The organism is Streptomyces tendae (assembly GCF_008632955.1).
Classification (GTDB): domain Bacteria; phylum Actinomycetota; class Actinomycetes; order Streptomycetales; family Streptomycetaceae; genus Streptomyces.
Window position 1 is genome coordinate 3119357 of record NZ_CP043959.1, and the last position, 24169, is coordinate 3143525.

A 24169-nucleotide genomic window follows, 5' to 3' on the forward strand; every position below is an offset into this window, starting at 1 on the left:
AGGGCGAGAAAGTGACGCATGTTCCCACCGGGTCGTCGCTCGACGAGCGACGCGGGCAGGCTCGACGCGCGAGAGGTCGGTCAAGGATGAAGAGAAGACTGTGCGGGGCGGCCGCCGCCCTCGGCGTCGCCCTGGCCGCGACCGGACTGCCCGGCCAGGCGTCCGCCGACACCCGCCCCGGCGGCACCCGCGCCACCCTTCCCCTGGGCTCGTCCGACCTCGCGGAGACCCGTACCACGCGGACCTTGCAGCCAGGCCTGACCCTGACCCGCATCGTGCGCGGCGCCGTGGACCCAGCGCACCACTGGACCGTCGAGGCGACCATCCCCGGCGGTGACACCTCGCCCGACCCGGACGCCCCGCCGACCACCCTCAAGGACCGTGCCAGCGCCGACGAGCTCGCCGCCGACCTGCGCGGTGACGGCTTCGACGCGCGGTCCGAGCAGGTCACGACGCCGAGCACGGCCGACTACGCGGGTGGCACGCTCGGCTGGCGCGTGCGCGTCGGCGGCTTCCCCTCCCAGTCCGCAGCGGCAGCGGAACGCACCCGGATGACCAGGGCCGGTTACACCGGCTCGGTCACCTACACGGGCTGGGACGGCGCGACGACGGACCGCGGGCCGTGGCGCCTCGACGTCCTCACCATCGACCCGCGTACCTTCCGGGGCACCCTCGACGCCACCCACGGCCCCGACATCGAGGACCGCGAGACCGTCAGCGCCCTCGCGGACGACGCCGACGCCGTGGCGGCGGTCAACGCGGGCTTCTTCGTCCTCGACCCTCGTTCAGGCGCACCGGGCGACCTGGCGGGCGTCGGCCTGTACGACGGGCGCCTGCTGAGCGAACCGGTCAGCGGACGGCCCGGGTTCGTCGTCCAGGACAACGGCCGGCGTACGCAGATCACCCGGCTCACCTGGGAGGGGAAGGTCTCGGCGCGCGGCACCTCCCTGACCCTCGACGGCGTCAACCGGGTCCCCGGCCTGATCAGGAACTGCGGCGGCAGCGAGGGCGACAGCCCCACCGCGCTGCCCCTGCACGACGTGACATGCACCAACCCCGACCAACTGGTCGCGTTCACACCGGAGTACGGCGCGAGCACACCGCAGGGTGAGGGCGTGGAAGCCGTGCTGGACAGCGGGGGCCGTGTGCGGGAGCTGCGCTCCGTCCGCGGCGGCTCGCTCCCGCCCGGCGGCAGCTCGATCCAGGCGACCGGCCGACACGTGGCCGCGCTGACAGCCCTGGCCCGCCCCGGTGAGCGCCTGCGCATCGACACGGGCCTCCGCGACGACCGAGGCCGGCGCGTGACGCCGGGACCCGGCACGGACATCGTCAACGCGGGGCCCGAACTGGTCCGCGGCGGACGCCTCCACGTCACCCCGGCCACCGACGGCATGGTGCACCCGGGCGACCCCAGCTGGTACTACGGCTGGGTCCACAAGCGCAATCCGCGCACCCTCGCCGGCACCGACGCGTCCGGCCGCACGGTCCTGGTCACCGCAGACGGCCGCAGCACGGACTCCCTCGGCCTGAGCATCACCGAGAGCGCGACGGTGGCCCGCTCCCTGGGCCTGCGGGACGCTGTTAACCTCGACGGCGGCGGTTCCACGACGATGGTGGCCAAGGGCCAGGTCGTCAACGTTCCGTCCGACGCGGCGGGTGAACGCCCGGTGGGGGACGCCCTGCTGATCCTGCCGCGAAGGCGGTGACATGCGGGCAGGACGGTGCCCGTCGGACGCCCCGGGGATCCGGGTGAGGCGTGGCTGCCCGGTCGTCGGACCGCAGCAGCCGTGGCCCGAGAGCGAGTGGAATACGTACCGCCGACCGTTGATGCAGCGACGAACAGCACCGCAGGGAGCCGCCGTGACCGCCGACGTCACCTTTCGAGCACGTGTCCGTCTCGTCCTGGCCGTCCTGATCCTCGCCCTGGTGCCGGCCACACCGACGCTCGTCGCCCCGACTCCCGCGGACGCTTCCGAGGAGCGCGCCCCGGTGCGGGGTGAGGCGGGACGGCGTGGTGCCGAAGTCGTGGCGGTGACGCAGGTCGCGGACCGGCAGGTCGACCTGTCGGTCCGCTCGACGGCACTGGGCGGCCGCACCGTCAAGGTCCGCCTGCTGACCCCGGACGGCTGGGATCCGTCCGACCGGCGGCAACACTGGCCCACCTTCTGGCTGCTGCACGGCTGCTGCGGCGACTACACGTCCTGGACCTCGCTGACGGACGTCGCGCAGACCGCCAGCCTCCGTAATGTGCTCGTGGTCATGCCGGAGGCCGGCTGGAACGGCTGGTACAGCGACTGGTGGAACTACGGCGAGGGCGGCGACCCCGCCTGGGAGACCTTCCACACGGTGGAGCTGCGCCACCTCCTCGAACGCGACTGGGGCGCGGGCCGCGACCGTGTCGTCGCCGGCCTGTCGATGGGCGGCCAGGGCGCTCTCCTGTACGCGGCACGCCACCCCGGTATGTTCAAGGCGACGGCCGCGTACTCGGGTTCCGCGCACCCGCTGCTCAACGACGAGTCGGTCGACCGCATCCTGGGTCTCTTCGCCGGTCAGGGCAACGACCCCCTCCGCGTGTGGGGCGACCCCGTGGCCCAGCGCCGCATCTGGCAGGCTCACGACCCCGTCCACCTGGCGAAGCGCCTCAAGTCCCTGCCCGTGTACCTCTCCTGCGGAGACGGCACGGCGGGCCCCCTGGACGCACCGGGTGCCTCCAGCGCCCTCGAGGCGGACTTCAACCGCCAGAACCATGCCCTGGCCGCCGAGTTGCAGCGCGTCGGCGCCAAGCATCTGACTACGAACTTCTACGGTCCCGGCACCCACACCTGGCGGTACTGGGAGCGTGAACTTCACGCCTCGCTGCCGATGTTGCTGGGCGCGCTGGGTGTGAAGGGCTGACTGGACACCCCGCGGCCCTACTCGCGCTCACGCAGACAGGCGTCCAGCGCGGCAGCCCGCGTGGCATCGTCCGCCCGCTGCAGGGGAGTTGACCATGCGGGTCAGCCGCCCTTGCCCTGACCGCTGCACCGCTGGCGACCGGCGTGCGCCACCGGACGGAGCCGTGCGCCCGGATGCCGGCGGTGCCCTGAGACCTCCGGCATCAGGGTGATGCGTACCACGGCTAGAAGCCCCACGGGTCGGGGTGCGGGACCGCCGTCGGATCGCCGGACCAGCACAGGCGCGCTTCGATCTGGTCGCCTGTGAGTTCGACCAGCCGTTCGGCTGCCCAGCCGTTCCACTGCACAGCCCCGGGGAACTGCGGCAGGCGGAATGCCGGGAGGTGCGAGGGGAGGGCGTCCGCGCGGTACACCGCCTTGGTGACCTCCCCGTTCAGCTTTTTCGGTTTCGAGGACCTCCGTAGATCCAGGCAGTCGATCACCTGGTCGACCAGGAGCAGGCAGTACTCGTCCTTCGTCGCGTCGCCGATCTCGACCGGCATCAGGCTGCCCGCCGTCCGCAGCGCATCAGGTCCGAACCGGTTGACGAGGCGCCGGCTCAGGATCGGAGCACCGGGACAACCCGAAGGAGAATCTCCCCTGGACCACTTCCGCTCTCCGGCCCATTCGGTCCGGAACCGGACGGGCCGGTCCTCCTCCGCGCCCAGCCGCTGCCAGCGTTTGAGCGCCGGCGAAGGTCCCCTCCGTCCGGGGTCAGCTGCTGGTACTCGGTCAGCTTCGGCAGCAGCCGGTACACCGCCGGGCTCGTCTCCGGCGTTTCGGTCATCGTGCCACCTTTCATCTCCCGGTCGACGGGACGGAAGAAGTCTGTCGTCCTACGCCGTCCAGACCGCTCCCGAACCTGGCCGTTCTCCCGCTCGTTCCTTCTCGACCTGTTGTCCGATGGAGCGTGGTCCCGGCGCAGCGCGCCGCGAATGGCGCGCGCTCGGTGCCCGGCTCCGGTGGCGGCGGCCGGGCCGTAGTACCGCAAGAAGTTGCAGAGCAGCCCCTGCCCCGCATCGACAGGGTCGTGTACGTGAGGGACGTCCCGCAGGACTAGAGTCGGGGTGACGGCGCGTACGACGGTCTCGCCCCGTTCGGAGGGGAGGCGAAGAAACCGTTGCTCGCACTACTGGCGTTCGCTCTGTCTCTGGTCTGTGCGGTCGCGGTACTCATCTCCGCCGCACGGGCCGCCGCGATGGCGCTTCCGGGGCGGCCCCAGCCCTGGTGCGAACACCTGGTGCGTCGGGCGGCGGCAACGCTCGGCTGGGCCGCAGGCGCTGTGTACGCCCTGGGCCTGGCCGGTGTCGCGTGGTCGGAGGCGGAGGTCGGTGACGGCGCCGACTCGACCCCCGCCCCTGCCTGCCGCATGGGCTTCGCCCCGGAGATCATCAAAGGCCTGACCCACCACCGCGCCTCCTACCTTCCCCTCCGCTTCGACTGCGTACGGGAGGACGGAAGCGTCTACGTCGGCGATCCCGACCTGCTGTGGATGAACTGGACGTGGGCCGTACTGGCCCTGACCGCGGCACTGCTCTTCCTCGGCATGCACTACCGGACGGAGCTCCGGGCCCGGAGGGCGGCGGTGCGCTGAAGGAGCGCCTTCCCGCCACCGCCCCGTCGAGTTCCCTCCGCGGCTCAGGCCCGTAGGGTCTCGTCGCTGAACTCCAGGACCTCGTCGAGGTTCATGCCCCGCCGCTCGCCTTCCGCTCCGGACAGCACCCATTCGCCGTCCCACGCGACCCGCCACACGTCACCGGTCCGGTTCTCCCACTCGACGAAGCCGCCGGGAGCTCCCTCCAACTGCGGGATCTCCTGGCGCAGCATCCGGGGGTAGGTCAGCGCTCGTCCGGGGTTGGTGCTGCCGCCGCTCGTGCGCGGGTTGTCGAAGCTCATCTTCAGGAAGGGCACCGCTTCCCGGCCGATCTCGGCAGGGCTCAGCATCTTCTGGTACCGGGCCTGCGCTTCCTCCAGGGACTCCCGCCCGGACACCTCCGTCGCGAAGGCGGGGAACACGATGTACGTGACAGCGGTGAGGTCAGGGTTCTGCGCCCTGTGGTGGCCGTGTACCTCGGGAGCCGTTGCGGCCACCGCGTCGAAGGCGTAACTCTCCGCTGAGAAGCCTGGGACGGCTGCGATGGGCCGGTCGGTCCCGATGAGAGCCTGCTCGTGCTCCCGGGCGAAGGCCAGCACGCCCCGTGCCAGTTCCTCGTCGTGCCTGCCGCGCTGGTTGGTCTGCATCAGACGCGTGCCGTCCTTGCTCGGAACGCCCGCGAAGTGGAGCACCGGGCCGAGGCTCCACTTCCAGGCTTGGTCGAGACCGTCGAGCGGGGCGGCGTTGGGGAAGCCGGCGAGGGTGGTCTGGAGGTCCATGGTTCCTTCCGAGGTGACGTGATCGACGAGTCCGGGCGCGACCCGGGCGTAGCTCAGGAGCAGGAGTAGTTCGGCCCGGTCTCCTGGCTGTACCGCGCCTCCATCATCGCGCCCCCGCTCGAGTTCTTGGCCTTGTCCATGGCTTCCATGTTGGCCGGGTCGTTGTAGAAATCGTTGCGGGCGGCCCGGTCGGTGTTTCGCCCCTCACGGTTCCAGTGGTCCACGACCGCCTCCTTGTGCTCGTACGTCACCGTCTCGTGGAACGGCTTGGAGCCGGGATTGGTCGGGTCCCAGATGATGTCACCGTTGGAGTCGAACCACGTCAGTTGGTCCCTCGGGATCTTGTTGCCGTGCTTGTCGAGAGGCCGCTGGCCCTGGTGTGCTCCCTCCAGGGTCCAGTTCTTCGTCATCTCGTCGTGAGTCGACTCCCTGTAGCTCGATGGGTACTCGCTCTTCCGGTTGTGCTTCGTCTCAGGAGCGTCGGGATCCCTTGCGTACCTGCCGTTGCCCGTATCGCGGTAAAGCCCCAGTGGGTCGATCCAGCGGTACGGGTTCGGCACATAGGCGGTGTCGTTGGGTGCGGGGAAGAGGCCGAACGGGTCAGGGGTCGCGTAGTGGCCGGTCTCGGGGTCGTAGTAGCGGTGGTGGTTGTAGTGCCAGCCGGTCTCCGCGTCGGCGTACTGCCCGGGGAAGCGCAGAGGACACTCGGTTCTCGATTCCGCGGTCGGTGTCGTCCCGGCGGGCAGCATCGAGCCCCACAGGGTGGTGCGTCGCTGCCACGCCAGTTCGCCGTCCTCGGCTATGAGCTCGGCCGGTGCGCCTGACAGGTCCGTGACCACCGCGTGGAAGCGGGTTCCTGCTCCCGGGTCACCTGCCCGCCCGTCGACCTGTGTCAACGGCAGATGGGAACCGGGTGCGTAGTCCCACGTGGTGCTCTTCCCGTCCGACGTGATCTGCTCGGCGATGCGTGCGCCGTCCCAGACGAAGAGGACCTCCTCCGCGACCGCTCCGTCGTCCGTGTGACGTCGCTTGGCCAGCCGGCGGCCGGACGGATCGTAGGAGTAGCGCCACCGGCTGCCGTTCGGGGTGACGGTCTCCACCAGTCTGTTCTGGCTGTCCCAGTGGAAGGTGCGCACACGCTTCTGGCCGCTGAGCAGGCGGCGTACGGTGCGGACGATCCGTCCCTCCCCGTCGCGCTGGTAGCGGGTCCTGCCGCACCGGTGCAGCAGGGTCCCTGTGAACTCCCGTCGTGCGTCCTCCGGAGGGGTCGTCGGCGTGGTGGCCGCACTCACGTTGCCGAGCCCGTCGTAGGCGTACGTCTCGGTCCAGTCCCGTGCGTGGACGGTGGTGACCCGGCCTGCCGGGTCCAGATCGAAACGTCGTGTGCCGGTGGTCAGTTCTGCCAGTTCGAGGAGGTGGCCGTCAGGCCGGTAGGAGTAGGTGCGGTGCTGGAGCAGTGCCGCCTCGGCGTCCTGCGGGTCTCTGGACAGTGTTTGTGCCGTGAGCCGGTCGGCGTCGTCCCAGGCCTGTCCGAGGGTGACGCCGTGCGGCAGAGTACGAGCCGTCTCCCGTCCGCCGGCGTCGAACCGGAAGTCCATCCGGTGGCCTGTGGCCTCCAGTCGTTCGGGCCGCCCGGCCGCGTCGTAGGACCATGTGGAGACCACGCCGCTGGGAGTCCGCCTCTCGACGCGTCGGCCGAGCGCGTCGTAGCGGTAGGTCGTGACGTGCCCGTTGACGGCTTCGGCCAGCAGCCGCCCCATGGCGTCGTAGCTGCTGTCCACCCGCACGTCCGGGCTCACCTGCTCGACCAGGTTGCCCATCGTGTCGTACCGGAGTTCGGTCGTGTATCCGTCGTGGACCACCGACGTGGTCCGTCCCAGGGCGTCCCGTCCGAACCCGATGACCTGGCCGGCTCCGTTGGTCAGCGCCCGCAGACCACCGGCCGCGTCGACGTCATAGGTGACGGTGCGGCCGTTGAAGTCGGTCTCGGCGACCACCCGGTTGGCCTCGTCGTACGTGTAGGTCCAGCAGGCGCCCTCGGGATGCGTCACGCTGACGAGGTTGAGCTCGGTGTCGTAGTCGAAGGTGTACCGCGCGCCGTCGGCCCGGACCCTGGCGGCTGCCAGGTGGAAGTGCGTGGGAGTGTACTCGCTGACATGGCCCGCCTGGTCGGTGTACCGCACCAGGTTGCCCGCGGCGTCCCACTCGAACCGCTCGGCGGGCCCGTCCCCGGCCCGGCGCCACGACACCCGGCCCTCCGGGGTCCATCCGATCTTTGTGGTACGGCCGAGCGGGTCGGTCACCGAGACGGTACGGCCGAAGGCATCGTGTTCGACGGTGGTGACACCGCCGAGCGCGTCGGTCAGTTCGACCGGCAGCCCGACGGCGCTCCCCACGGCGGTCCGGCGATGGCCCAGGGCGTCCGTCACACCGGTGAGGAACCCGACGCTGTCGTAGGTGTAGCTGGTCACCGAGCCCAGAGGGTCGCGGGTGGCGATCCGATTGCCGCGCTCGTCGTAGGAGTGGTGCCACGCGACACCGTCCGACTCCGTGACGGTGACCGGCAGGTGCAGATCGTTGTAGGCGGCGGACAGGACCGAACCGTCCGGGCGTACGACCCGCGTCAGATTGCCGGCCTCGTCGTAGCTGTAGCGGTAGGTGTTTCCCAGCGCGTCCGTACGCTCCACGAGCCGATCCTGGTCGTCCCACCGATTGCGGGTCGTCTGGCCCAGCGCGTCGGTCGTGGAGACGAGTTGCATCCGGGTGTTGTGCCGGTACGTCGTGGTGCGGCCGAGGGAGTCGGTGTAGCGCGTGCAGTGGTTCTCTTCGTCGTAGTCGATGGCACAGGAGAGGATTCCGTCCACCCCGTCGCCCCGGACGACCCGGTCACGGTCGTCGTAGGTGAAGCGAAACCAGGAGCCGATGCGATCGGTCCATGACTCGATCCGGCCGGCCAGGTCGTACCGGAACCTGTAGGGCGATCCGGTCGAGTCGTGCAGTTCGGTGAGGTCTCCGGCCTCGTCGTAGACGTAACGCAGGATGACCGCGCCCTCGGGGCCCGCCTGCGGGTCGCGCAGCCGCAGACCGACGACGCGGTTCCCCGCGGTGTCGACGTCGACGTGGTACCCCCCGGAGTGACGTACCGCGAGGGGGGTCCCGTCGGGAGCTCGGTCGAAGTCGACGCGGTTGCCGTTGCGATCGGATATCGCCGCCAGCGGCATGGTGAAGGCGGCCGTTCGGCGGCTGCCCTTCAGCACCGGGGCGAAATGCCGTGACACACCCGTGCGAGGATCGGTGACCCGCAGCGCCCCCTCCCGGGTGTCGTCCCAGACGAGAGGCCAACGAGGTCCGGCCACCGGGAAGACGGGACGGTCCGCCCCGGGCACCGGGTAGCAGAGGATCATGCCGTCCTCGGTGGCGAAGAGGACGCCGTCGTCGTCGAGCTCCAGGCGCTCGTCGAAGGTGGAGGCCCACGTTTCGCCGAACCAGTTGCCCCAGTGGTACGTGGAGAGATGTGTCCGGCGAAGGATCGCGGGCAGGACGCCTGGCAGGCCCACGTCGGTCTGCTCGATGAGCATCTCGCCGGAGACCATGTCGATCGGGTCGCCGTTCTTGCACCGTCCCTTGGCCGGCTTGCTGTTGGCGATCGCGTCGTCGCCGCCCTTGCGCAGACCCCGCCCCAACGCCCTCGTCATGCCTTTGAGGCCGGTTTTGCCGAGGGTCTTCAGCCCTTTGGCGAGTCCGCCGAGGGTGGTGAGGCCCTTCATGCCGGGTATGCAGTCCAGCGCGGCCAGTCCGACGTCCCAGAGGGACGCTTGCCCTTTGAGTATTTGTAGAGCGTGTCGGCGAGGACGACGAGGGCGGCGATCAGGACGATCGCGCCGAGGATCGGCCGCCGATGATCATCGCGACGATGCCGACGACCGCCACCACGATCTTGCAGGCGGCGACGATGTTGTCCCAGTTGTCGGTGAACCAGTCGCCGATCTCCTCCCACCACGACCGGTTCTGGATCCCGCGTCGGAGGCCTCGTCGATCTTCGACTTCGCGTCCGCGCCGCCTCCTCACGCATCTTCCGCGCGTCCGCGGCCATCTTCTTCGCCGCGTCCAAAGCGTTCTGCGCGGACGTGACGTCCGACTGCGCCTTCGTGTGCGCGCTCTTGGCGCTCTGCACGTCCCGGGTCGCGGCCCGCACCTTCGCCTCGTCGGGCTTGTCCGTGTCCGACTTCGACCCCGTCGGGTCGTCCTTGTACTTGTCGGCCTCCTTCGTCGCCCGCCCCACCCACGAATCCGCCGACGCCAGCTTCGACTTCGCCGACGTCAGATCCGCCTGCGCCTCACGCGCCTTCGCCAGCGCCTTGTCCGCCAGCGCCTGCGCCCGCTCCAGCTTCGGCCAGTAGTCCGCCAGCGCGTCCCCGCACAGCGCGTACGACTTCTCCAGCTTCTTCAAGTTCTTCGGAACGCCGGAGAACTCCTCCTTGAACACCTCCGCCGACTTCCCCGCCCACTCCGCCAGCGTCCCCTCACCGGCCATCCCCTTCACCAGACGCAACGCCTCGGAGACGTCGTCGGCGAAGTCGTGCAGGAACCTCGCGAGCTTGCGCACCCGCTCCGGGTCACCGGGCGTCGGATCCCTGTCCAGATCAAGGACATGCCAATCACTCGGCCGGTGACCCACCATCCCGCAACCCCCGTCACGCGCACATCGTCAACACCCGTATACGCACGTGAACTTACACAGCACAGCAGTGCGAGGAAAGCTCCCCGGGTGCTCCGCGGCCGGAGCCCTCACGGCACTACCTCGGGGCCTTGGCAACCACAGCGTCGAAGGCACAACCGGCCGCCGCACAACCGCGCACGGCCGCACCGGGATGGTCCGGTGGGTGGGGACCGGTCCCGCGGGGCCGGCCCCCACCCACCGCTCTCAGCGGCTCAGCTGTACGGAATGACCAGTACCGACTTGTCCGTGCCCGTCTGCAGCTTCGAGGTGCCGTTGCCGATGGCGCTCCACACCTCGAGGCGCACCGTGCCGCCCCTGAGGTTGCTCAGGGTGCCTGTGGCGGACTTGAGGCCGCGAGCCTGGGTGTACTCCTCCCAGCCCGTCACCGGGTCGGTCGCGAAGTAGTGGTACGTCTCCGTCCGGTCGAAGCTGCCGTCACCGGTGAAGTCGTAGCTCACCCGGGCCTGTTGACCGAGACCGACCGTCGTGCCCGCGTCGATCTGGAGGCGGAAGGCGGTCTGCCCGCCGGAGGAGAGCGTGCCGTTGACGCCCCGCACCTCGTAGACCAGAGGCTGGTACGGCGTGCCGTCGTGGTTGGCGCCGTTGGCGGAGGCGATCGTGTCGCTGCCCGCCGTCCCGCCGGTCGCCGTGGTCAGGACACCGCCGGCGCGCAGCTGGAAGGTGTTGCCGGTCGGCGGCTCCGGGTCCGGATCCGGGTCGGGGTCCGTGGAGCCGGTCCCCGTGCCGGTCGCCGTCGAACGGGCCGGCACGGACAGCGTCTTGCCGTCGGAGAAGGTCACCGTGCGGGCGGTCGAACCGTGGTTGTGGGCCGCGTAGGTCCGGGTCGTGCCCTTGGTGAACACGGCGGAGGTCGGGATGTCACCCGTCACCGTCGCGTCCGGGGCACCGAGAGCGGCGAGGCTGTTGATCCAGTGGTAGGTGTGTGCCTTCGACTCACCCTCTTCCGGTGTGTAGCCGCCGTTGCCCGCGTCCCACTTGGCCTTCGCCGAGGCAGGGTCGGCGAACGACTCGAACTCCCAGAGCAGGTCGCGCCATTCGACGGCGGGGCCGCCGTTCTCCCGTTCCATCTCGGCGAGGTTGCGCCGGATCGCGGCCTTCTCACCGCCGAGGTGCAGCGAACCGCCGGTCACGGGCAGGACGTTGATGCCGTGGATCTCCTCGGGGTTGGCGGTCCACCAGGTGGAGTAGGCGGCGCCGCTGCCCCACACCATGCCGGCCGTGTCGTGCCCGAACGAGGACGGGAAGACCTGCTCGTCGGCGTCGAACCAGTACTGGGCGATCGACTCCGACTCCGTGGTCAGCAGGAACGTGCCTAGGTCGCGCAGCGACGTGTCACCGGTCGCGGAGCCCCAGAGGACGAGGGCCGCGCTCAGGTTGGTGGACTCCGACGAGGACTCCTGGTTGTTGCCCGCCGCGAAACCCTGGTGGCCGGAGGCCCAGCCGTGACCCGCGTACACGTCGAAGCCGCGCAGGAAGGGGAACGCGGAGTCCGTGCGGTTGGGGTTGGCGGTGTCCCGGACGAGGGTCTTGACCATACCGCCCCAGGCGGAGTCTGCGGCCCAGGACGGGTCGTACTGGGCCACGATAGCCGCCGCGTAGACGTAGTAACCGTAGTGGAAGTGGTGGTCGTTCAGCTCGGCGTCACTGCCGTAGGAGGCCGGGTAACCGGTGAGCGTCTTCCAGTCCTTGTCGTAGCTGAACTCGTTCGCGCCGCCGGCCGTGAACCAGTCCTGGAGCCGGCCCTTCATCAGGTTCAGCATCCGGTCGCGGATGCCGGTCTCACCGATCTGCTCGGCCACGGGTACCAGTTGGGCGAGACGGCCCAGCGCCTTGCCGGTCCAGTAGGTGTCGACGGCCCCGGAGAAGGGGTCGGAGGCGTTCACCACGTCGTTCAGGTAGCCGCGCAGCCGGGCGGCGTCCACGCCGTTCGACTTCGGCAGCGCGGGCAGCACCGCCGCCGCCTTCTGGGTGGTGGTGAAGGAAGCCGCCTCGCGCACCTTCATGGTGCCGCGCGGCGAGACGTACGTGTACGAGGTGAGGGGGTCCGTGGTGTGCAGCCACTGGTGGCGGTAGAGGGCCTGGAGCGTGCCGCGCTCGGTGCCCTCCTGCGCCTCGGTGGTGAGCGTGTACGTCGCCCTGACGGTGCCCCCGGAGTAGTTCCAGGTCACCTTGGAGTCGGTGACGAAGCTGTACGCGTACTTCTTGAACGTCGCCAGCGCGCCGGTGGACGGCAGCACGGCGACGGAGAAGTAGTCCTTGCCGCCCAGACCGGCGCTGACGGTGGAGCCGGACACGTTCCAGTCGCTGCCGGTGGGTGCGAAGAGGGCGTAGTGGTGGCCGGCGACGGTGATGCCGAGGACGTTGCCCTGGTCGGCGAAGACGCTGGGCGCGCCGGCGGTGGTGATCTGCGCGTTGCCGCCGGTTCCCTTGGCGTACACGAACGGGGAGCCGTGTCCGATGGTGGTGCGCAGGGTGCGGGCGCCGTCGGACCAGTAGGGGGTGACCGTCCAGTCGGACCAGGCGTCGGCCTTGGTGTCGGGGGAGTTGAGGCCGGTCAGCCCGATGGTGAGGTCGCGCTTGTGGGCGTACTCGTACTGGCGGCCGTCGCCGGTGATCGTGGGCGACGTCGGGTAACCGACGTCCAGTCCGCCGGCGGTGGCCTGGTAGGTGAGGGGGTGCCCGTACATGGGGGTCGAGTACGGGTTGTCGCCGTAGCGCTGGAAGGCGAGGGAGGACCACCAGTCGTTGGTCGGCACGGGCCGGTTCCTGGCGGTGGCGGTCACCTTGGGCGTGACCGGCGTTCCCGTGTTGGTGGTGGGGCCGGACGTGCCGGCCGGCCGGGTGTCGGAGTAACTGCCGGAGCCTACGGGGATGGTGGCGGCGGCTGCGGGGGCGGCGGCCGGGCCGGCCAGGCCGACGGCGGCGAGGGCCGAGGCCAGCAGCAGAACGGTGGCCGGTCTGGTGCGTGGGGATGGCATGCGTCACCTCAAGTCGTGACAGGGGGAGGCTCTGAGAGCGCTCTCAGATGGCCGGAACGTAAAGCCCATGTAATTCACGTGTCAATAGTTTGAACACAACCAGGTGCAAGGGGACTTGAGTGTTGTCAGGTCTTCGAAGTGCTGCACGGCTCCGTCCGTCGTGCTGCGCTGCGGATCCGCATCTGCTTTGCGGCCGTTGGCCGATTTGCGTGTGTGGCTGCTGACGATGGATATCGTGAGTGGTGCAGATCACCACTAGCGTGTTGGGGGTGGCACGGGACTGGCGAACGAAAAGATCATCTCCAAGGTCGAGAACCTGTTGCACGGTCACATCGTCATCCCGTCCGTCCACCGAGACTTCGTGTGGATGCGACCTGACGTGCGTGATCTGTTCGACTCCCTCTACCGCGGCTATCCGGTCGGCGCGCTGCTGCTGTGGAAGACGGGGCCGACCATGCCTTTCGAGACAGCTGCCGCGGTCCAGACCCAGAAGTCCTGCCAGGTGCACGCCGGTCCTTAGAGGGGGGTTGTCCGCCCGGTCATTGACCAGGTTCACCGTGCTACTGACGAGCGGGGGCCCCGTAGGGCCGGGAGCCTGAAGCCCGCTGTGAGCATGGGGCGGGCGTGTCACCAGCGACGACGCTTGCACGGCCGCGCTTGCGCGCTGCCGGGGCACGGCGGAGGAGTGGCGCGGTGCCCCCGCCGGGCGAAGAGGTCAGCTTCGGCGACACCGCTCCCGGAGCTCCGCCAGAATCGCCTCCTCGCGGGAGTCGAGGTCACCGTCCACGCCGGCCACGCGCTCGGCGGCGTCGAGCACGTCGCCGAGGTCTCCCGTCTCGTCGGCCACCCGCTTCCACACGTCCGCCGGGTCGATGTCGACGACCTGGGCGAGTCGTTCGTCGGCCACGCCGTGCCGCTCACGGACGGCCCTCACGAGATGCCGCATCAGCAGTGCCTCGTCGTCGGCGATCTTGGCCTTGGCGTTCGCCCGGAGGACGAGCCAGGCGACCCAGAGCATCAGCTCCGGGTGCAGGCTGCGCTCGCTCAGCCCCTCGGCCAGTTCGATGATCCGCGCCTCGTTCCTGAACACGGCCCGTGCGTGCCGGCCGGCCACGAGCGTGGTGTAGCGGTTGAGCAGGACGGCAAGGGGGACGCCGACCAGGGGGATGCCGATCTTGATGACGTTGCGTTGGAGGAGGTGCTTCCCGACGACGGGGAGCGCCCTCCCGGCGGTGAGCACCGATCCTGAGTAGAAGCGCTTGACCAACGGTCGCACCATGACCGGGATCGCTTTGGTCACGGTTTTGTTGGCCGCTTCCCCGCTCTTGATGGTGAAGGCCACGCGGATGAGCTTCCATAGGTCCTCGGGGTCATGCACATTGATCGGCACCCGGTAGAGGACGGAGATGTCGTAGGTTAGGCGGAGCTGAAGCTGGGAGATGAACGCGACGTCGGCCATCACAGTCGTCAAGGCCGCGGGGACGGTTGCGGGGGAGGCACCCCCGGCAGTGCCGATGGTCGCGGCGACAGTTGCAGTGTACGCGCCGGCGGAGAGCCCGCCTTCGAGCGCGGCGTAGCGGGCCGCCATCTTGATCCGCTGGTCCACGACGACGTCCGCGGGCACGCCCGCGTACCGGTCCTGGAAGTACTGCCAGTCGACCTTCTCGGTGTACGCGTTCATCGCGTGGGCGGCGAGCTTGGTGAACCAGTTGCCCGACTTGATGTCGTCCCCGCTCAGGCCCTTGACGAAGTCCTTGATCTGGGCCTGTTCCTCTTCCACGACCTTCCGGTCGGCGGTCTCGTCGACACCGTCCACGTCAATGTCGGCGTCGATGTCGGCAGCGTGCGTCGGCGCATCTTTCATGGCGCGTTCCCCCCAGACATTTCCGCGGTCGGCCGGGCCGACGGGACGCGTGCCCCGGCTGCCGTCTCCGCGTGAAGCTTCGTCGAGCGCGGCTCATCAGCCGCGCGACGTCCTCCCCATAAGGCGCAACTTTAGCGTCTCGGGGGGCGATCGGAGCCGCGTCGGGCTGCTGTTCCACCGTTGGCGCCCTGCCGCTGTGGGAGGCGCGGGTCCGGCTCGGCGGAACCGGGCACGTCGACGGACGCCCACACGGTCTTGCCGGGACCGCCCAGGCGGTCGGTGACGCCCCAGTCGTCGGCCAGGGAGGCGACGAGGAGGAGACCGCGGCCGGACTCGGACTCGGTGTCCATGGTGGAGAGGGCGGGGACGGACAGCCACCGTTCGGCGCGGGTGTCGGAGACTTCCACGCGTAGCCGTCCGCCCCCGGCCTCGGCGGCCAGCCTCACATGGAAGACCCACCCGGGACGCGTCCGTGCAGCACGGCATTGGCGCACAGTTCCGCGGTGATCAGGGTGAGCGTCTCGTTGACGGGGCTGTCGTAGGGGTGGCCCCAGGAGTGAAGGCACTGAGCCACGAAGAGCCGGGCCAAGCAGGCGCCGCGCGGGGTGGAGGTCAACGCCATGGCGAGCTCGGCGGAAGAGTCAGCGCCGGAAGCCACCGGCACGCCTGTCTCAGCGGAGGAAGTGCTGTGCATGCCGTCAGAGTGGGGCCGGTGATCGGCGTGTTACCAGCAGGTGCGCCTGTACGGGAGGGGGCTGTACATGTCTGGGTGCCGTCGTGTGGCGTCAAGGAAGCCGACGCAACCGTCCGTCGAGGGCCATCCGGCACATCAGCCGTATCCCTCCGGGCGAGGTCACCTGAGCACCGTCCAGATTGCACTTCCGGTTGGGTTCGTCGCAGCTGCCCTCGACCGCCATGCGCACCCACCCTTGACGCCCCGACCGGCATCCCCCATCCGGCCTGGGCTCTTCCCTGTCCGGACGCACCGCCCCCGTCCGCTTGACTTCGAGAGCACTCCAATTCGTAGCGTTTTGGACATGAGTACAGGACAGCACAAGATCGGCTCCGGTTTCGGAGCGACCAGCACCGCGGACGAGGTCCTGGCGGGCATCGATCTCACCGGGAAGCTCGCGATCGTCACGGGCGGCTACTCCGGGATCGGCCTGGAGACCACCCGGGCCCTCACACGGGCCGGCGCCCACGTCGTCGTCCCCGCCCGCCGCCGGTCCACCGCCGACGAGGCGCTGGCCGGTCTGAGCGGCGTCGAGGTGGACGAGCTCGACCTGGCGGACCAGGACAGCGTCCGCGGCTTCGCCGAACGGTTCCTGGCCGGCGGCCGGACCATCGACATCGTGATCGACAGCGCCGGCATCATGGCCTGCCCGGAGACCCGGGTCGGACCCGGCTGGGAGGCCCAGTTCGCCACCAACCACCTGGGGCACTTCGCCATGGTCAACAGGCTCTGGCCGGCGATCGAGCCCGGTGGCGCCCGGGTGGTGTCGGTGTCCTCGCGCGCCCACCACTACTCCGGCATCCGCTGGGACGACGTCCAGTGGCGCCAGGGCTACGACAAGTGGCATGCCTACGGGCAGGCCAAGACCGCGAACGCCCTGTTCGCCGTTCAGCTCGACCGGCTCGCGGCCGACCGCGGTGTCCGGGCCTTCTCGCTGCACCCTGGTGGCATCCTCACGCCTCTTCAACGCCATCTGCCCCGCGAGGAGATGATCGCCAACGGCTGGATCGACGAGGAGGGCAACGAGATCCCCCAGCCTGGCTTCAAGACGCCCGAGCAGGGCGCCGCGACGCAGGTGTGGGCGGCGACCTCCCCCCAGCTGTCGGGCCTGGGCGGCCTGTACCTGGAGGACTGCGACGTCGCCGAGCCGGCCCCGGCCGACGGCCAGCGCGTCGGGGTGAAGGACTGGGCGACCGACCCTGAGCAGGCGGCCCGGCTGTGGGCCCTGTCGGCGGAGCTGACCGGCGTGGACGCCTTCGCAGGGTGACGGCGTTGCGCGCACCCGACTCGCCTTCAGGCGTGTAGGTGATCAACCGCATGTACCCGAGCGCCTTCGTGGCGCATGGCCTTCGCAGCTGGGGCCGCCAGTCGGCGGTCAGCGGGCGGTGTTACGTTCCGTCGCATGTCCGATCGCGCGCTACGGCTGCTGCAGCAGGACCACCGCCTGGCCGAACTGGTCGCCCACCCCTTCGACTTCGACCTCGACCGCGCCGCCCACTGCCGTGTCGAGGAGGTCCGCCTCGCCTCGGGCGGGCCGCTGGATGCGGTGGCCGGCGACGACACCGGCGGCACGTACTTCGTGTGCGCGGACGGTTCGGTGCTCTACGCCGAGTCGGAGGGCACGACGGGGATCATCGGCTCCAGCGCCGACGAGGCCCTGGAACTGGTGATCGGCCTGCCCGGCTGGCGCGACTACATCCACCTGTCGCCGGACGACGGCGAGGAGAAGATCCTGGCGCGAGTCACGGAGACCGAGGACGAGATCCGCGAGTACTACGGGATCGACGAGGAGCGGGCCGAGCTCCGTGCGGCGCTGGGATTCCCGGAACGCTCCCCGGTCGAGCTGGTGGGCAGACTGCGTGCCGCGCTGCTGCGTACGGAGCCGGACTTCGTCCTGCTCAACGCGGACGAGGGGTGCGCCTACGACCGGCTGGGTCCGGCCGGTCCCCCGCTGTGGGAGCCAGTGCTCGCGGCGGGCCGCGCCGATCTTACCCGCCTGCGGGAGGGTGACCACACGGCGTGGCGTGGAGTCGCCGAGGATCCGGTCCGGCGCCGGCTCACCCTGCGGGCCGCGCAGTTCGACCGGGCCGAGGGGGACCTGGAGCTGCTGCGGCACCTGCTACGGCATGAGACACGGTCCTCGATGACGGAGGAACTGCGGCTCGCGGTCGTGCTGGTGGGGCTCCACGGGGACACCGGGGATCTGCCGCTGCTGAGCGAGGTCCGGGACACGGACTTCGGCACGGCGTGCGGCCTAGGCGGTATGCCGGAACCGGGGGCGAGCGCGGTCGAGTTGCGACGGTGGGTGCGGGAGCTCGACGAGTCGATGTTCGGGACGGACCCGTCGGACGAGCCGGTCTCCACATGGACCGACCTGGCGCGGGACCAGGGGATGACGGAGCTCGCGCGGGTGACGCTGATCCGTGAACTCGACGGCATCATCATGGACCAGAGCAGACTCCGCCGCCCCGTGGCGCCCCGCGCCCTGGCCACGGTTCCGCTGAGAAGGCTCGCCCAGGACTTCGAGGAACTTGGCGACCTCCCCCAGGCGCTGCGCGCCCAGCGCCTGTACGCCGCTCCCCAGGAAAGGGCATAGGACCGGGCCTCGGCCTGGCGCACCCTCGCCCGCCTGGAGCGGGAGGCGGGCCGACTGCCGCAGGCGGTGGACAGCGTGGCCGCCGTGTGCGAGGCACTGACCACCCCGGGCGACGACTCACTGCGCCACTGGCACCGGGTCAACCTCGGCCGCTTCATCGCCGAGGAGCACTACCGGCTCACCCTCGCCCTGGCCGACGCGGGCCGCCTTGAGGAGGCCCGTGCCCTCCTCACCGCCGTCGATGCCGTACTGGGCGAGCTCTCGGACAACGCGGCCAAGCGCGTGCGCGAGCTGGCCGAGCGGGCCGCGGCACGAGTGCGGGAGGCCGACTGAGGACGCGTGCGGCCTTCCGCTGTGGCTGAGATGTGTACCGCCTGTACTGCCGCCGGAGAGCCAGGCGCCCGGTGTCGGATGAGCTGTGCGGGCTCGTCCCGCCCGTGACCGGCAGAGGAGCTCGGCATCACCGACGTCACTGCTTCCAGTCTTCAGCCGTGAACGGGCCGGTCGCGGGGGCCACGCATTTGTCGACGCCAGTCTCGTCGCCGGCCGCCGAGCCCTCCAGGCGGAGCCGTCCCCCTGGCACGGCCTGACGGAAGCAGCCCAGCGCGCGTCGCCCCCGGCGGGTGCCGATCACTGCACGGTGGTCCTGCGGCGGCCGGGTCTGGTGCTCGGTGGCGGACCGGCAGACATCGAGAACAGCGTCGTATGTGGTTCCGGCGGACAGGTGAAGACCCTTGACCGGATCTTTCCGTCGCAAGGTCGTTCCTGCCAAGGCCTTATGGCTACATGGGCTTGGCGGCGACAGGGACACAGCACAGCCCGGCGATCACAATCGGCTGCGACCGGTTATCGAGGGAGGCTCTTTGCGTTCCGCTCCGGGAATTCCAGTGGGGGTGCGCCATGAGCTGCGGAAAAAGGACGAAGGGCAGAGATATCCGCGGGCGTCTGTGCGCCTCCGGCTTGCGGTGATTCAGGCCTGACCGTACGTCACGAATGCACCAGCTTTTATGATTATCTACCCGACACCGTTACGCCATTTCGGGCATTACTCCCCGTGTGCTCTCATAGATATCACTATGGCACGGCCCTTCGGCGTTCCCCCCATCTCGAGTACCCGGGTCCTGAGATGAGGGACGAGGCCCCTGGCCCTCTGCCAGGAACGTCGAGAGGAGAAGCCGCATATGAGCGAGAAGAAGGGGTGGCGTACGTTCCGCGCGGGCTGCGTCATCGTGGCGGGTGTCATGACGGCCGCGTATTGGACGCTGCGCACCGTGCAGGCCGGAATCGACCTGTACGGGGCCGTCGGCCCCGGGGTGTGACGACCCAGGGAACCGGCGGTCCGCCGAAGCGGTGGGGTCCCGGACAGAAGGGATGCCGGAAGGGGCCCCGTCCGCGCAACGGTTGAACCGCCCGGCACTCTGCCCCCTTCGGTCAGGTCGTGTCCGGCGGATCGCGGGACCATCGGATCTGGCCGTGATCAACCTTCAGGTCCGAGGCGAGAACGGCACGATCGAGGCCCGCGCAAAGCACGGTGTTGTCCGGGGTCCTGAGCCGGCCGGCCTTGATCAGTCGACATCCAGGCAGCAGAGAACGCCGACGATAGGGACGGGACCCGCAGCCGCCGGTATGCCTCGTGGTCGGTTGCGCGTAGCGGTCCTTCCGGGTGGGGCGACGGAGCCGGCCGGCCCTGTGGCCGTCGATCACGGCACGGTGTGCCTGTATCTGGGGAAGGCGGCGTTTCATCCCGAGGGGTTCCGGCCTTCCGATCGTCGGATCCCAGGTCTCGTTGATGCCCGGGAGCCGTGGGCAGAGCCCGTTCGGCCATTCCCAACGCCCCTCCAGGTCGCCGTCGTAGCAGTGACCGGATGCGGCGGTTTCGAGTGCCAGGAGGACGTCTGTGGCGCCGACGAGTACCCGGCCCTTTCCGTGCGCGGGACCGGTTCCATCTGTGTCTCGAGCAAGGAGGGCCCCCGGCGGGGTTCGTGAAGTACCCGCAGGGCAAGGTGCCGCGGCAGTTCGACGACGAGTGGGACCTGTACGGGGACGCCCACACCCTCGACGAGGACGGCAAGGTTGTCGACGTCCCTGGCACGAACTGACCCGAACGACCCGCGTTCACGTACTTCTCCGCCCGGTCTCAGGCGCGTGGCGGTACGGGGCACATGCCTTCTGGCAGGGTGGTGAGGTAGCGGTGGCCGGTGTCGATCCGTTCGCCGTGGACGTGCGCGGCGGGGCCGATGCCGCACATGAGCGGGACCAGGTCGGCAGCAGCCAGGTCGGGACGGACGGCTCCGGCGTCACGATCCCGGTCCAGGAGCGTGGTGCCGGCGGTCCCGAGTGGCTTCTTGAGCGGCGTGGTGCGCGGTAGGGCGTCCTCGACCGCGGACGCGGCGGCGACCGGGCAGGTGAGTTGAGCTTCGACCATGCGAGACGGGAAGCCCGTCAGCGCCCGCCAGGGGCCGGTGTCCGCCAGTGCCTGCTCGCCGTGTGCGGCCAGGCCTTCCAGGCAGGGGAGTGGCGACGGTCTCCAGCAAGGCCTCGGGGGTGGCGAAGTGCCGATACGCCGTGGCACCCCGAGGCCGGGCCCGGCGTGCGCCGTCTTTGAGCTGCAGTGCGGTGCCCTGGTCGAACAGATCGCGGGCGACGGCGACGATCCGCTCCCAGTTGCGGGCGGCGTCCTTGCGCAGCTGTGGCGTCGTCATGAGGGGGCACGGAGTTGGGGACAGGGAGGGAGGAACGGGGCATCGGCCCGCAGCTAAGGTGACGAGAGTCACACGTGCCCGTGGTCCTCGCGTGAGGGACAGGGGCCTGCCCGAAGCCGCAGGGCGGCAAGTCAGCAGTTCGGGATGACCGCCCCGCCGTTGTCGCGCGCCTCGTCGTTCCCCCAGCGGGACAAGTAGTACGCCGAGACGTACGCCCCGCGGCCGTTCTTGCCCGCGTAGGTGACGTCGAGGTCCGTGCGCAGCCACCAGTGGTTGTAGGTGCCGTTCGCGCCGCGGATCTCCTGGCCCCACACCTTGCAGTACACGTAGTTGGTGCCCGCGTTCAGCACGCCCTGCGCGTCGGCGGTGTTCGGCTGGGCGTAGCCCGTGGCGTTGGCGAACGTGTCGACCCAGTACCGGCCGGTACCGCAGCCGTTGTCGCTCGTCAGGTGGTAACTGCCGTACGAGCCGGGGTAGGTGAGGGCCGACCCGTTGATGGTGATCCTCTGGCCGACGCCGTTGAGGAGCTGTTCGTAGTGGATGTGGGCGCCGGAGCTGTTGCCGGTGCTGCCGGTGGTGCCGATCTGCTGTCCCTGGCCGACGTAGGCGCCGCCGGCGACGGAGAAGGCGTTCAGGTGGAAGTAATACGTCTTCCAGCCGCCGCCGTGGTCGATCACGATGTAGTTGCCGGCGCCGTTCGCCTCGTAGTGCCGGGTGGCCGTGCCCGCCGCGGACGCGAGCACCGGGGCGCCGCTGGTCGCCCCGCCGTCACTGCGCACGAAGTCGAGCGCCTGCCGGACCTCGGCCGAGTGGTGGCTGTACGTCCATCTCTGGCCGCACGCGAAGGGCGCCTTGAACACCGGCGCCGCCTGCGCGGGTGTCGTCACGAGCAGACTGCCCATGAGCGCGACGAGGCCGACCAGGGCCATGCGTATCGATCGCAATGCTGTCTCCGAACTGCGACGTGCGTCGCGCGGCGATGTCAGCGGACACGGACGGCGACCAGGATGCCTCAGTTGATGCGTCCACGACAGGGGGCCCGTTCGCAGGGAGAGAGGCTGACGTGCCCTCACGGCCCGTCGCCGGCGATCTTCTCCGCGATGCGGCCGAGCGCCGTCAGTTCCTCGGGGGTGAGTCGGTCGACGAAGTGTCGTCGTACAGAGGCGAGGTGGGTCGGTGCCGCCTCGCGGAGGGTGTCCCAGCCCGTCTCGGTGAGGACCAGGATGCAGCCCCTGCCGTCGGTGGGGTCCGGTGCGCGGCGGATGAGGTCGCGCGCCTCCATGCGGGTGGCGTGCCGGGACAGCCGGCTGCGTGACCAGCACATCTTCGCGGCCTGCTCGCGCAACGTGCTGGTGCCGTCGGTGCGTTCGGACAACGTGCTGAGCACCTCGTAGTCCGGGTCGGACAGGCCGTGCGTGGCGAGGTCCTGCACGGTGCGCGACTGCACGGCGATCACCATGCGGCGGTACGCCCGCCAGGCGCGTTCCTCCTCGGCCGTGAGCCAGTGGACCTCGGCGTCCTTCTTGTTCGTTGACATGTAATTAATCTAGCGGCTAATTTCGTTTCCATGACAACGAAGCGTCTTCGTATCCTCGTCCTGACGTGCAGCACCCGGCCCGGCGCGCTCGGCCCCGCCGTCGGCGGATGGCTGACCGAAACCCTCACCCCGGTCGCCAAGGGGCTCGACGTGGACCTCGTGCCCGTGGCCATCGGCGACCTGGACCTGCCCTTCCTGGACGAGGAGGAGCACCCGTCGACCGGCGTCCACCACCACGAGCACACCCGCCGGTGGAGCCGGATCGTCGACGACGCGGACGGCTTCGTCTTCGTGACGCCGGAGTACAACTACGGCATGCCGGCCACCCTGAAGAACGCGCTCGACTACCTCGGCCCGGAGTGGGCCTGGAAGCCGGCCGGCTTCGTCAGCTACGGGCACACGTCGGCCGGCACCCGCGCCGTCCAGCACGCCAAGCAGGTCGTGACCACCTTGCGCCTGGTCCCGCTCGGCTCGACCGTCGCGATACGGATCGCGGACGCGATGCGGGAGGACCGCTTCCTCCCTGAGGCGCGCCACGCCGACGCAGCCGAAGGGCTGCTGGCAGAACTGGTGCGGGTCGCGCAGGCCCTGACCCCCCTGCGTGAGCGCGAACGCGCCGACGCCGTGGAGGGCCCGCTCCCCGGTTCGTACGCCCGGCCTCTCGATCCGGACGACGCCGGCGAGGTGACGGTGCTGCAGCGCTGCTGCTGGACGGAGGAGGCGCTGGCCAACGACACCCTCGCCATCCCCGCGCTGCACGAGACCCCCGAGGACGTGCGTACCTGGCTGGCCGACTGGGACACGACGGGACTGTGGCGGGACGGACGGCTGCTGGGGATGGTCCGTACCCGTCGTGCCGGCGGCGACCTGCACATCGGGCGACTCGCCGTCGCACCCGACCTGCGGGGGCTCGGCGTGGGCCGGTGGCTGCTGCGCCGGGCCGAGTCGGCGGCGGAGGGGTGCCGGCGCGTCGTCCTCTTCACCGGCGCCGCCAGCCACCGCAACCTCGCCCTCTACCGGCAGCAGGGCTACGTCGCACTCCCCGACGCACAGGAGGAGGGCGTGGTCAGCCTGGCCAAGGCCGTCGTCCCCGCCTGAGCACGGGCACAGCGAGTGCACGGGCGGGAGGCCGGGGCGGGGCGCCTGGGATGCCGTTCGGGCTCAGCCGTCCAGGCCCGCGCAGAGGCTGCTCACCTTCTCGTGGGCGGCCTTCGCTTCGGTGCCCTTGATGTCGAAGGTCTTCAGGCGCATCTCGATCTCCTGGAGCACCTCGCTCAGATCCTGGTAACCGTCGTCCAGCTCGGCAGCCGTACGGGCCAGATACGCGGCGCTCAGGGCGCGGTTGAAGTGGATCCAGGCGGTGTCCTCCTTGCCGCCGCTGTGCAGTGCGCCGAACTCCGGTACGCGCTGCCACGCCTGGCAGGCGCCCGCCGCATCGGCCGCCGCGTCGTCGACGCCGGTGCCTGAGGCCGCGCTGTCCGGGCCGGACCACAGGAGCCAGCCGATGCCCGCGCCGGCGACGACGCCGACGACGGCCGCCACCACCGGCACCATCCACCCGGAGGAGCCCCGGCGACCGGGAACCGGGACAGACGGAACGGAGGGCGGAGACGACGGGGGAGTGGGGGAGGCAGTCATCGCAACGGCTTCCTTCGCAGTGTGGCGGGCATGGGCGGACTTCCGGAGCAGGGAAGGCGGGCGGACAGTGCGGT

21 protein-coding genes are annotated in these 24169 nt (G+C 70.1%); 9 read left to right on the forward strand and 12 right to left on the reverse strand.

All coding sequences use genetic code 11. The features are described 5' to 3' along the window. Window positions 1-86 precede the first annotated feature (86 nt). Together F3L20_RS14375 and F3L20_RS14380 are read left to right on the forward strand one after the other, a co-directional pair. Window positions 87-1706: a phosphodiester glycosidase family protein gene (locus F3L20_RS14375; protein WP_150154725.1), complete on the forward strand. Its 1620-nt coding sequence runs from the start codon at window positions 87-89 to the stop codon at window positions 1704-1706. A gap of 121 nt (window positions 1707-1827) precedes the next feature. Beyond that, window positions 1828-2895 carry an alpha/beta hydrolase gene (locus F3L20_RS14380; RefSeq protein WP_150154726.1) on the forward strand — a complete coding sequence of 356 codons (1068 nt, stop codon included), beginning with the start codon at window positions 1828-1830 and terminating at the stop codon, window positions 2893-2895. A 223-nt stretch (window positions 2896-3118) separates the two neighbouring features. On the opposite strand, the gene F3L20_RS34555 is transcribed toward F3L20_RS14380, so the two are convergent. After that, the gene (locus F3L20_RS34555; protein WP_240810901.1) at window positions 3119-3436 is read right to left on the reverse strand and encodes a hypothetical protein; all 318 of its coding nucleotides are present in this window, start codon (window positions 3434-3436) and stop codon (window positions 3119-3121) included. Between the two features lie 617 nt (window positions 3437-4053). Between F3L20_RS34555 and F3L20_RS14390 the strand changes: the two genes are divergently transcribed. Further along, window positions 4054-4527, forward strand: a complete 474-nt coding sequence (locus tag F3L20_RS14390) for a hypothetical protein (RefSeq protein WP_150154727.1) — start codon at window positions 4054-4056, stop codon at window positions 4525-4527. 44 nt (window positions 4528-4571) lie between these two features. On the opposite strand, the gene F3L20_RS14395 is transcribed toward F3L20_RS14390, so the two are convergent. The 4 genes from F3L20_RS14395 to F3L20_RS14405 all read right to left on the reverse strand — a co-directional run bounded on the left by F3L20_RS14395 (window position 4572) and on the right by F3L20_RS14405 (window position 13025). Then, a complete protein-coding gene (locus tag F3L20_RS14395; RefSeq protein WP_150154728.1) occupies window positions 4572-5306 on the reverse strand; it encodes a hypothetical protein in 735 nt (244 codons plus the stop codon). A gap of 53 nt (window positions 5307-5359) precedes the next feature. Further along, the gene (locus tag F3L20_RS14400; protein WP_240810902.1) at window positions 5360-9073 is read right to left on the reverse strand and encodes an RHS repeat-associated core domain-containing protein; all 3714 of its coding nucleotides are present in this window, start codon (window positions 9071-9073) and stop codon (window positions 5360-5362) included. Then, a complete protein-coding gene (locus F3L20_RS34560) occupies window positions 9070-9912 on the reverse strand; it encodes a hypothetical protein (protein ID WP_240810903.1) in 843 nt (280 codons plus the stop codon). Before F3L20_RS34560 ends, F3L20_RS14400 begins: the two co-directional genes overlap by 4 nt. A 326-nt stretch (window positions 9913-10238) precedes the next feature. After that, window positions 10239-13025, reverse strand: a complete 2787-nt coding sequence (locus tag F3L20_RS14405; protein WP_150154729.1) for a glycosyl hydrolase — start codon at window positions 13023-13025, stop codon at window positions 10239-10241. A 319-nt stretch (window positions 13026-13344) separates the two neighbouring features. Between F3L20_RS14405 and F3L20_RS34565 the strand changes: the two genes are divergently transcribed. After that, window positions 13345-13545, forward strand: a complete 201-nt coding sequence (locus F3L20_RS34565; protein ID WP_276615863.1) for a DUF262 domain-containing protein — start codon at window positions 13345-13347, stop codon at window positions 13543-13545. Between the two features lie 195 nt (window positions 13546-13740). Here F3L20_RS34565 and F3L20_RS34570 read toward each other — a convergent pair whose 3' ends face one another. From F3L20_RS34570 to F3L20_RS35400, 3 genes are all read right to left on the reverse strand, one after another. Next, window positions 13741-14889, reverse strand: a complete 1149-nt coding sequence (locus tag F3L20_RS34570) for an EcsC family protein (protein ID WP_240810905.1) — start codon at window positions 14887-14889, stop codon at window positions 13741-13743. 131 nt (window positions 14890-15020) lie between these two features. Beyond that, window positions 15021-15296 carry an ATP-binding protein gene (locus F3L20_RS35395; RefSeq protein WP_346768102.1) on the reverse strand — a complete coding sequence of 92 codons (276 nt, stop codon included), beginning with the start codon at window positions 15294-15296 and terminating at the stop codon, window positions 15021-15023. Window positions 15297-15331: 35 nt separating this feature from the next. Beyond that, window positions 15332-15583 carry a hypothetical protein gene (locus F3L20_RS35400; RefSeq protein ID WP_346768103.1) on the reverse strand — a complete coding sequence of 84 codons (252 nt, stop codon included), beginning with the start codon at window positions 15581-15583 and terminating at the stop codon, window positions 15332-15334. 343 nt (window positions 15584-15926) lie between these two features. On the opposite strand from F3L20_RS35400, the gene F3L20_RS14425 reads away from it, so the two are divergent. The 4 genes from F3L20_RS14425 to F3L20_RS33980 all read left to right on the forward strand — a co-directional run bounded on the left by F3L20_RS14425 (window position 15927) and on the right by F3L20_RS33980 (window position 19537). Further along, window positions 15927-16889, forward strand: coding sequence for an SDR family NAD(P)-dependent oxidoreductase (locus tag F3L20_RS14425; RefSeq protein ID WP_150154730.1), 963 nt, complete (start codon window positions 15927-15929; stop codon window positions 16887-16889). 135 nt (window positions 16890-17024) lie between these two features. Further along, window positions 17025-18218, forward strand: coding sequence for a hypothetical protein (locus F3L20_RS14430; protein WP_240810906.1), 1194 nt, complete (start codon window positions 17025-17027; stop codon window positions 18216-18218). 84 nt (window positions 18219-18302) lie between these two features. Next, window positions 18303-18551 (forward strand): hypothetical protein, encoded by a 249-nt coding sequence (locus F3L20_RS34575; protein ID WP_240810907.1) that lies wholly within the window; start codon window positions 18303-18305, stop codon window positions 18549-18551. A gap of 848 nt (window positions 18552-19399) precedes the next feature. Beyond that, a complete protein-coding gene (locus F3L20_RS33980; protein WP_167534527.1) occupies window positions 19400-19537 on the forward strand; it encodes a hypothetical protein in 138 nt (45 codons plus the stop codon). An 818-nt stretch (window positions 19538-20355) separates the two neighbouring features. On the opposite strand, the gene F3L20_RS34580 is transcribed toward F3L20_RS33980, so the two are convergent. The 3 genes from F3L20_RS34580 to F3L20_RS14450 form a co-directional block, all read right to left on the reverse strand. Next, a complete protein-coding gene (locus tag F3L20_RS34580; RefSeq protein ID WP_240810908.1) occupies window positions 20356-20643 on the reverse strand; it encodes a hypothetical protein in 288 nt (95 codons plus the stop codon). Window positions 20644-21051: 408 nt separating this feature from the next. Further along, a complete protein-coding gene (locus F3L20_RS14445) occupies window positions 21052-21849 on the reverse strand; it encodes a M23 family metallopeptidase (RefSeq protein ID WP_382683786.1) in 798 nt (265 codons plus the stop codon). Window positions 21850-21989: 140 nt separating this feature from the next. Then, window positions 21990-22457: a MarR family winged helix-turn-helix transcriptional regulator gene (locus F3L20_RS14450; protein WP_150154732.1), complete on the reverse strand. Its 468-nt coding sequence runs from the start codon at window positions 22455-22457 to the stop codon at window positions 21990-21992. A gap of 30 nt (window positions 22458-22487) precedes the next feature. Here F3L20_RS14450 and F3L20_RS14455 point away from each other — a divergent pair, with 30 nt between their 5' ends. Beyond that, window positions 22488-23555 (forward strand): bifunctional NAD(P)H-dependent oxidoreductase/GNAT family N-acetyltransferase, encoded by a 1068-nt coding sequence (locus F3L20_RS14455; RefSeq protein ID WP_150154733.1) that lies wholly within the window; start codon window positions 22488-22490, stop codon window positions 23553-23555. Window positions 23556-23618: 63 nt separating this feature from the next. On the opposite strand, the gene F3L20_RS14460 is transcribed toward F3L20_RS14455, so the two are convergent. Then, entirely contained in the window at window positions 23619-23999 is a 381-nt protein-coding gene (locus F3L20_RS14460; protein WP_150154734.1) for a hypothetical protein, read from the reverse strand. Between the last annotated feature and the right edge of the window lie 170 nt (window positions 24000-24169).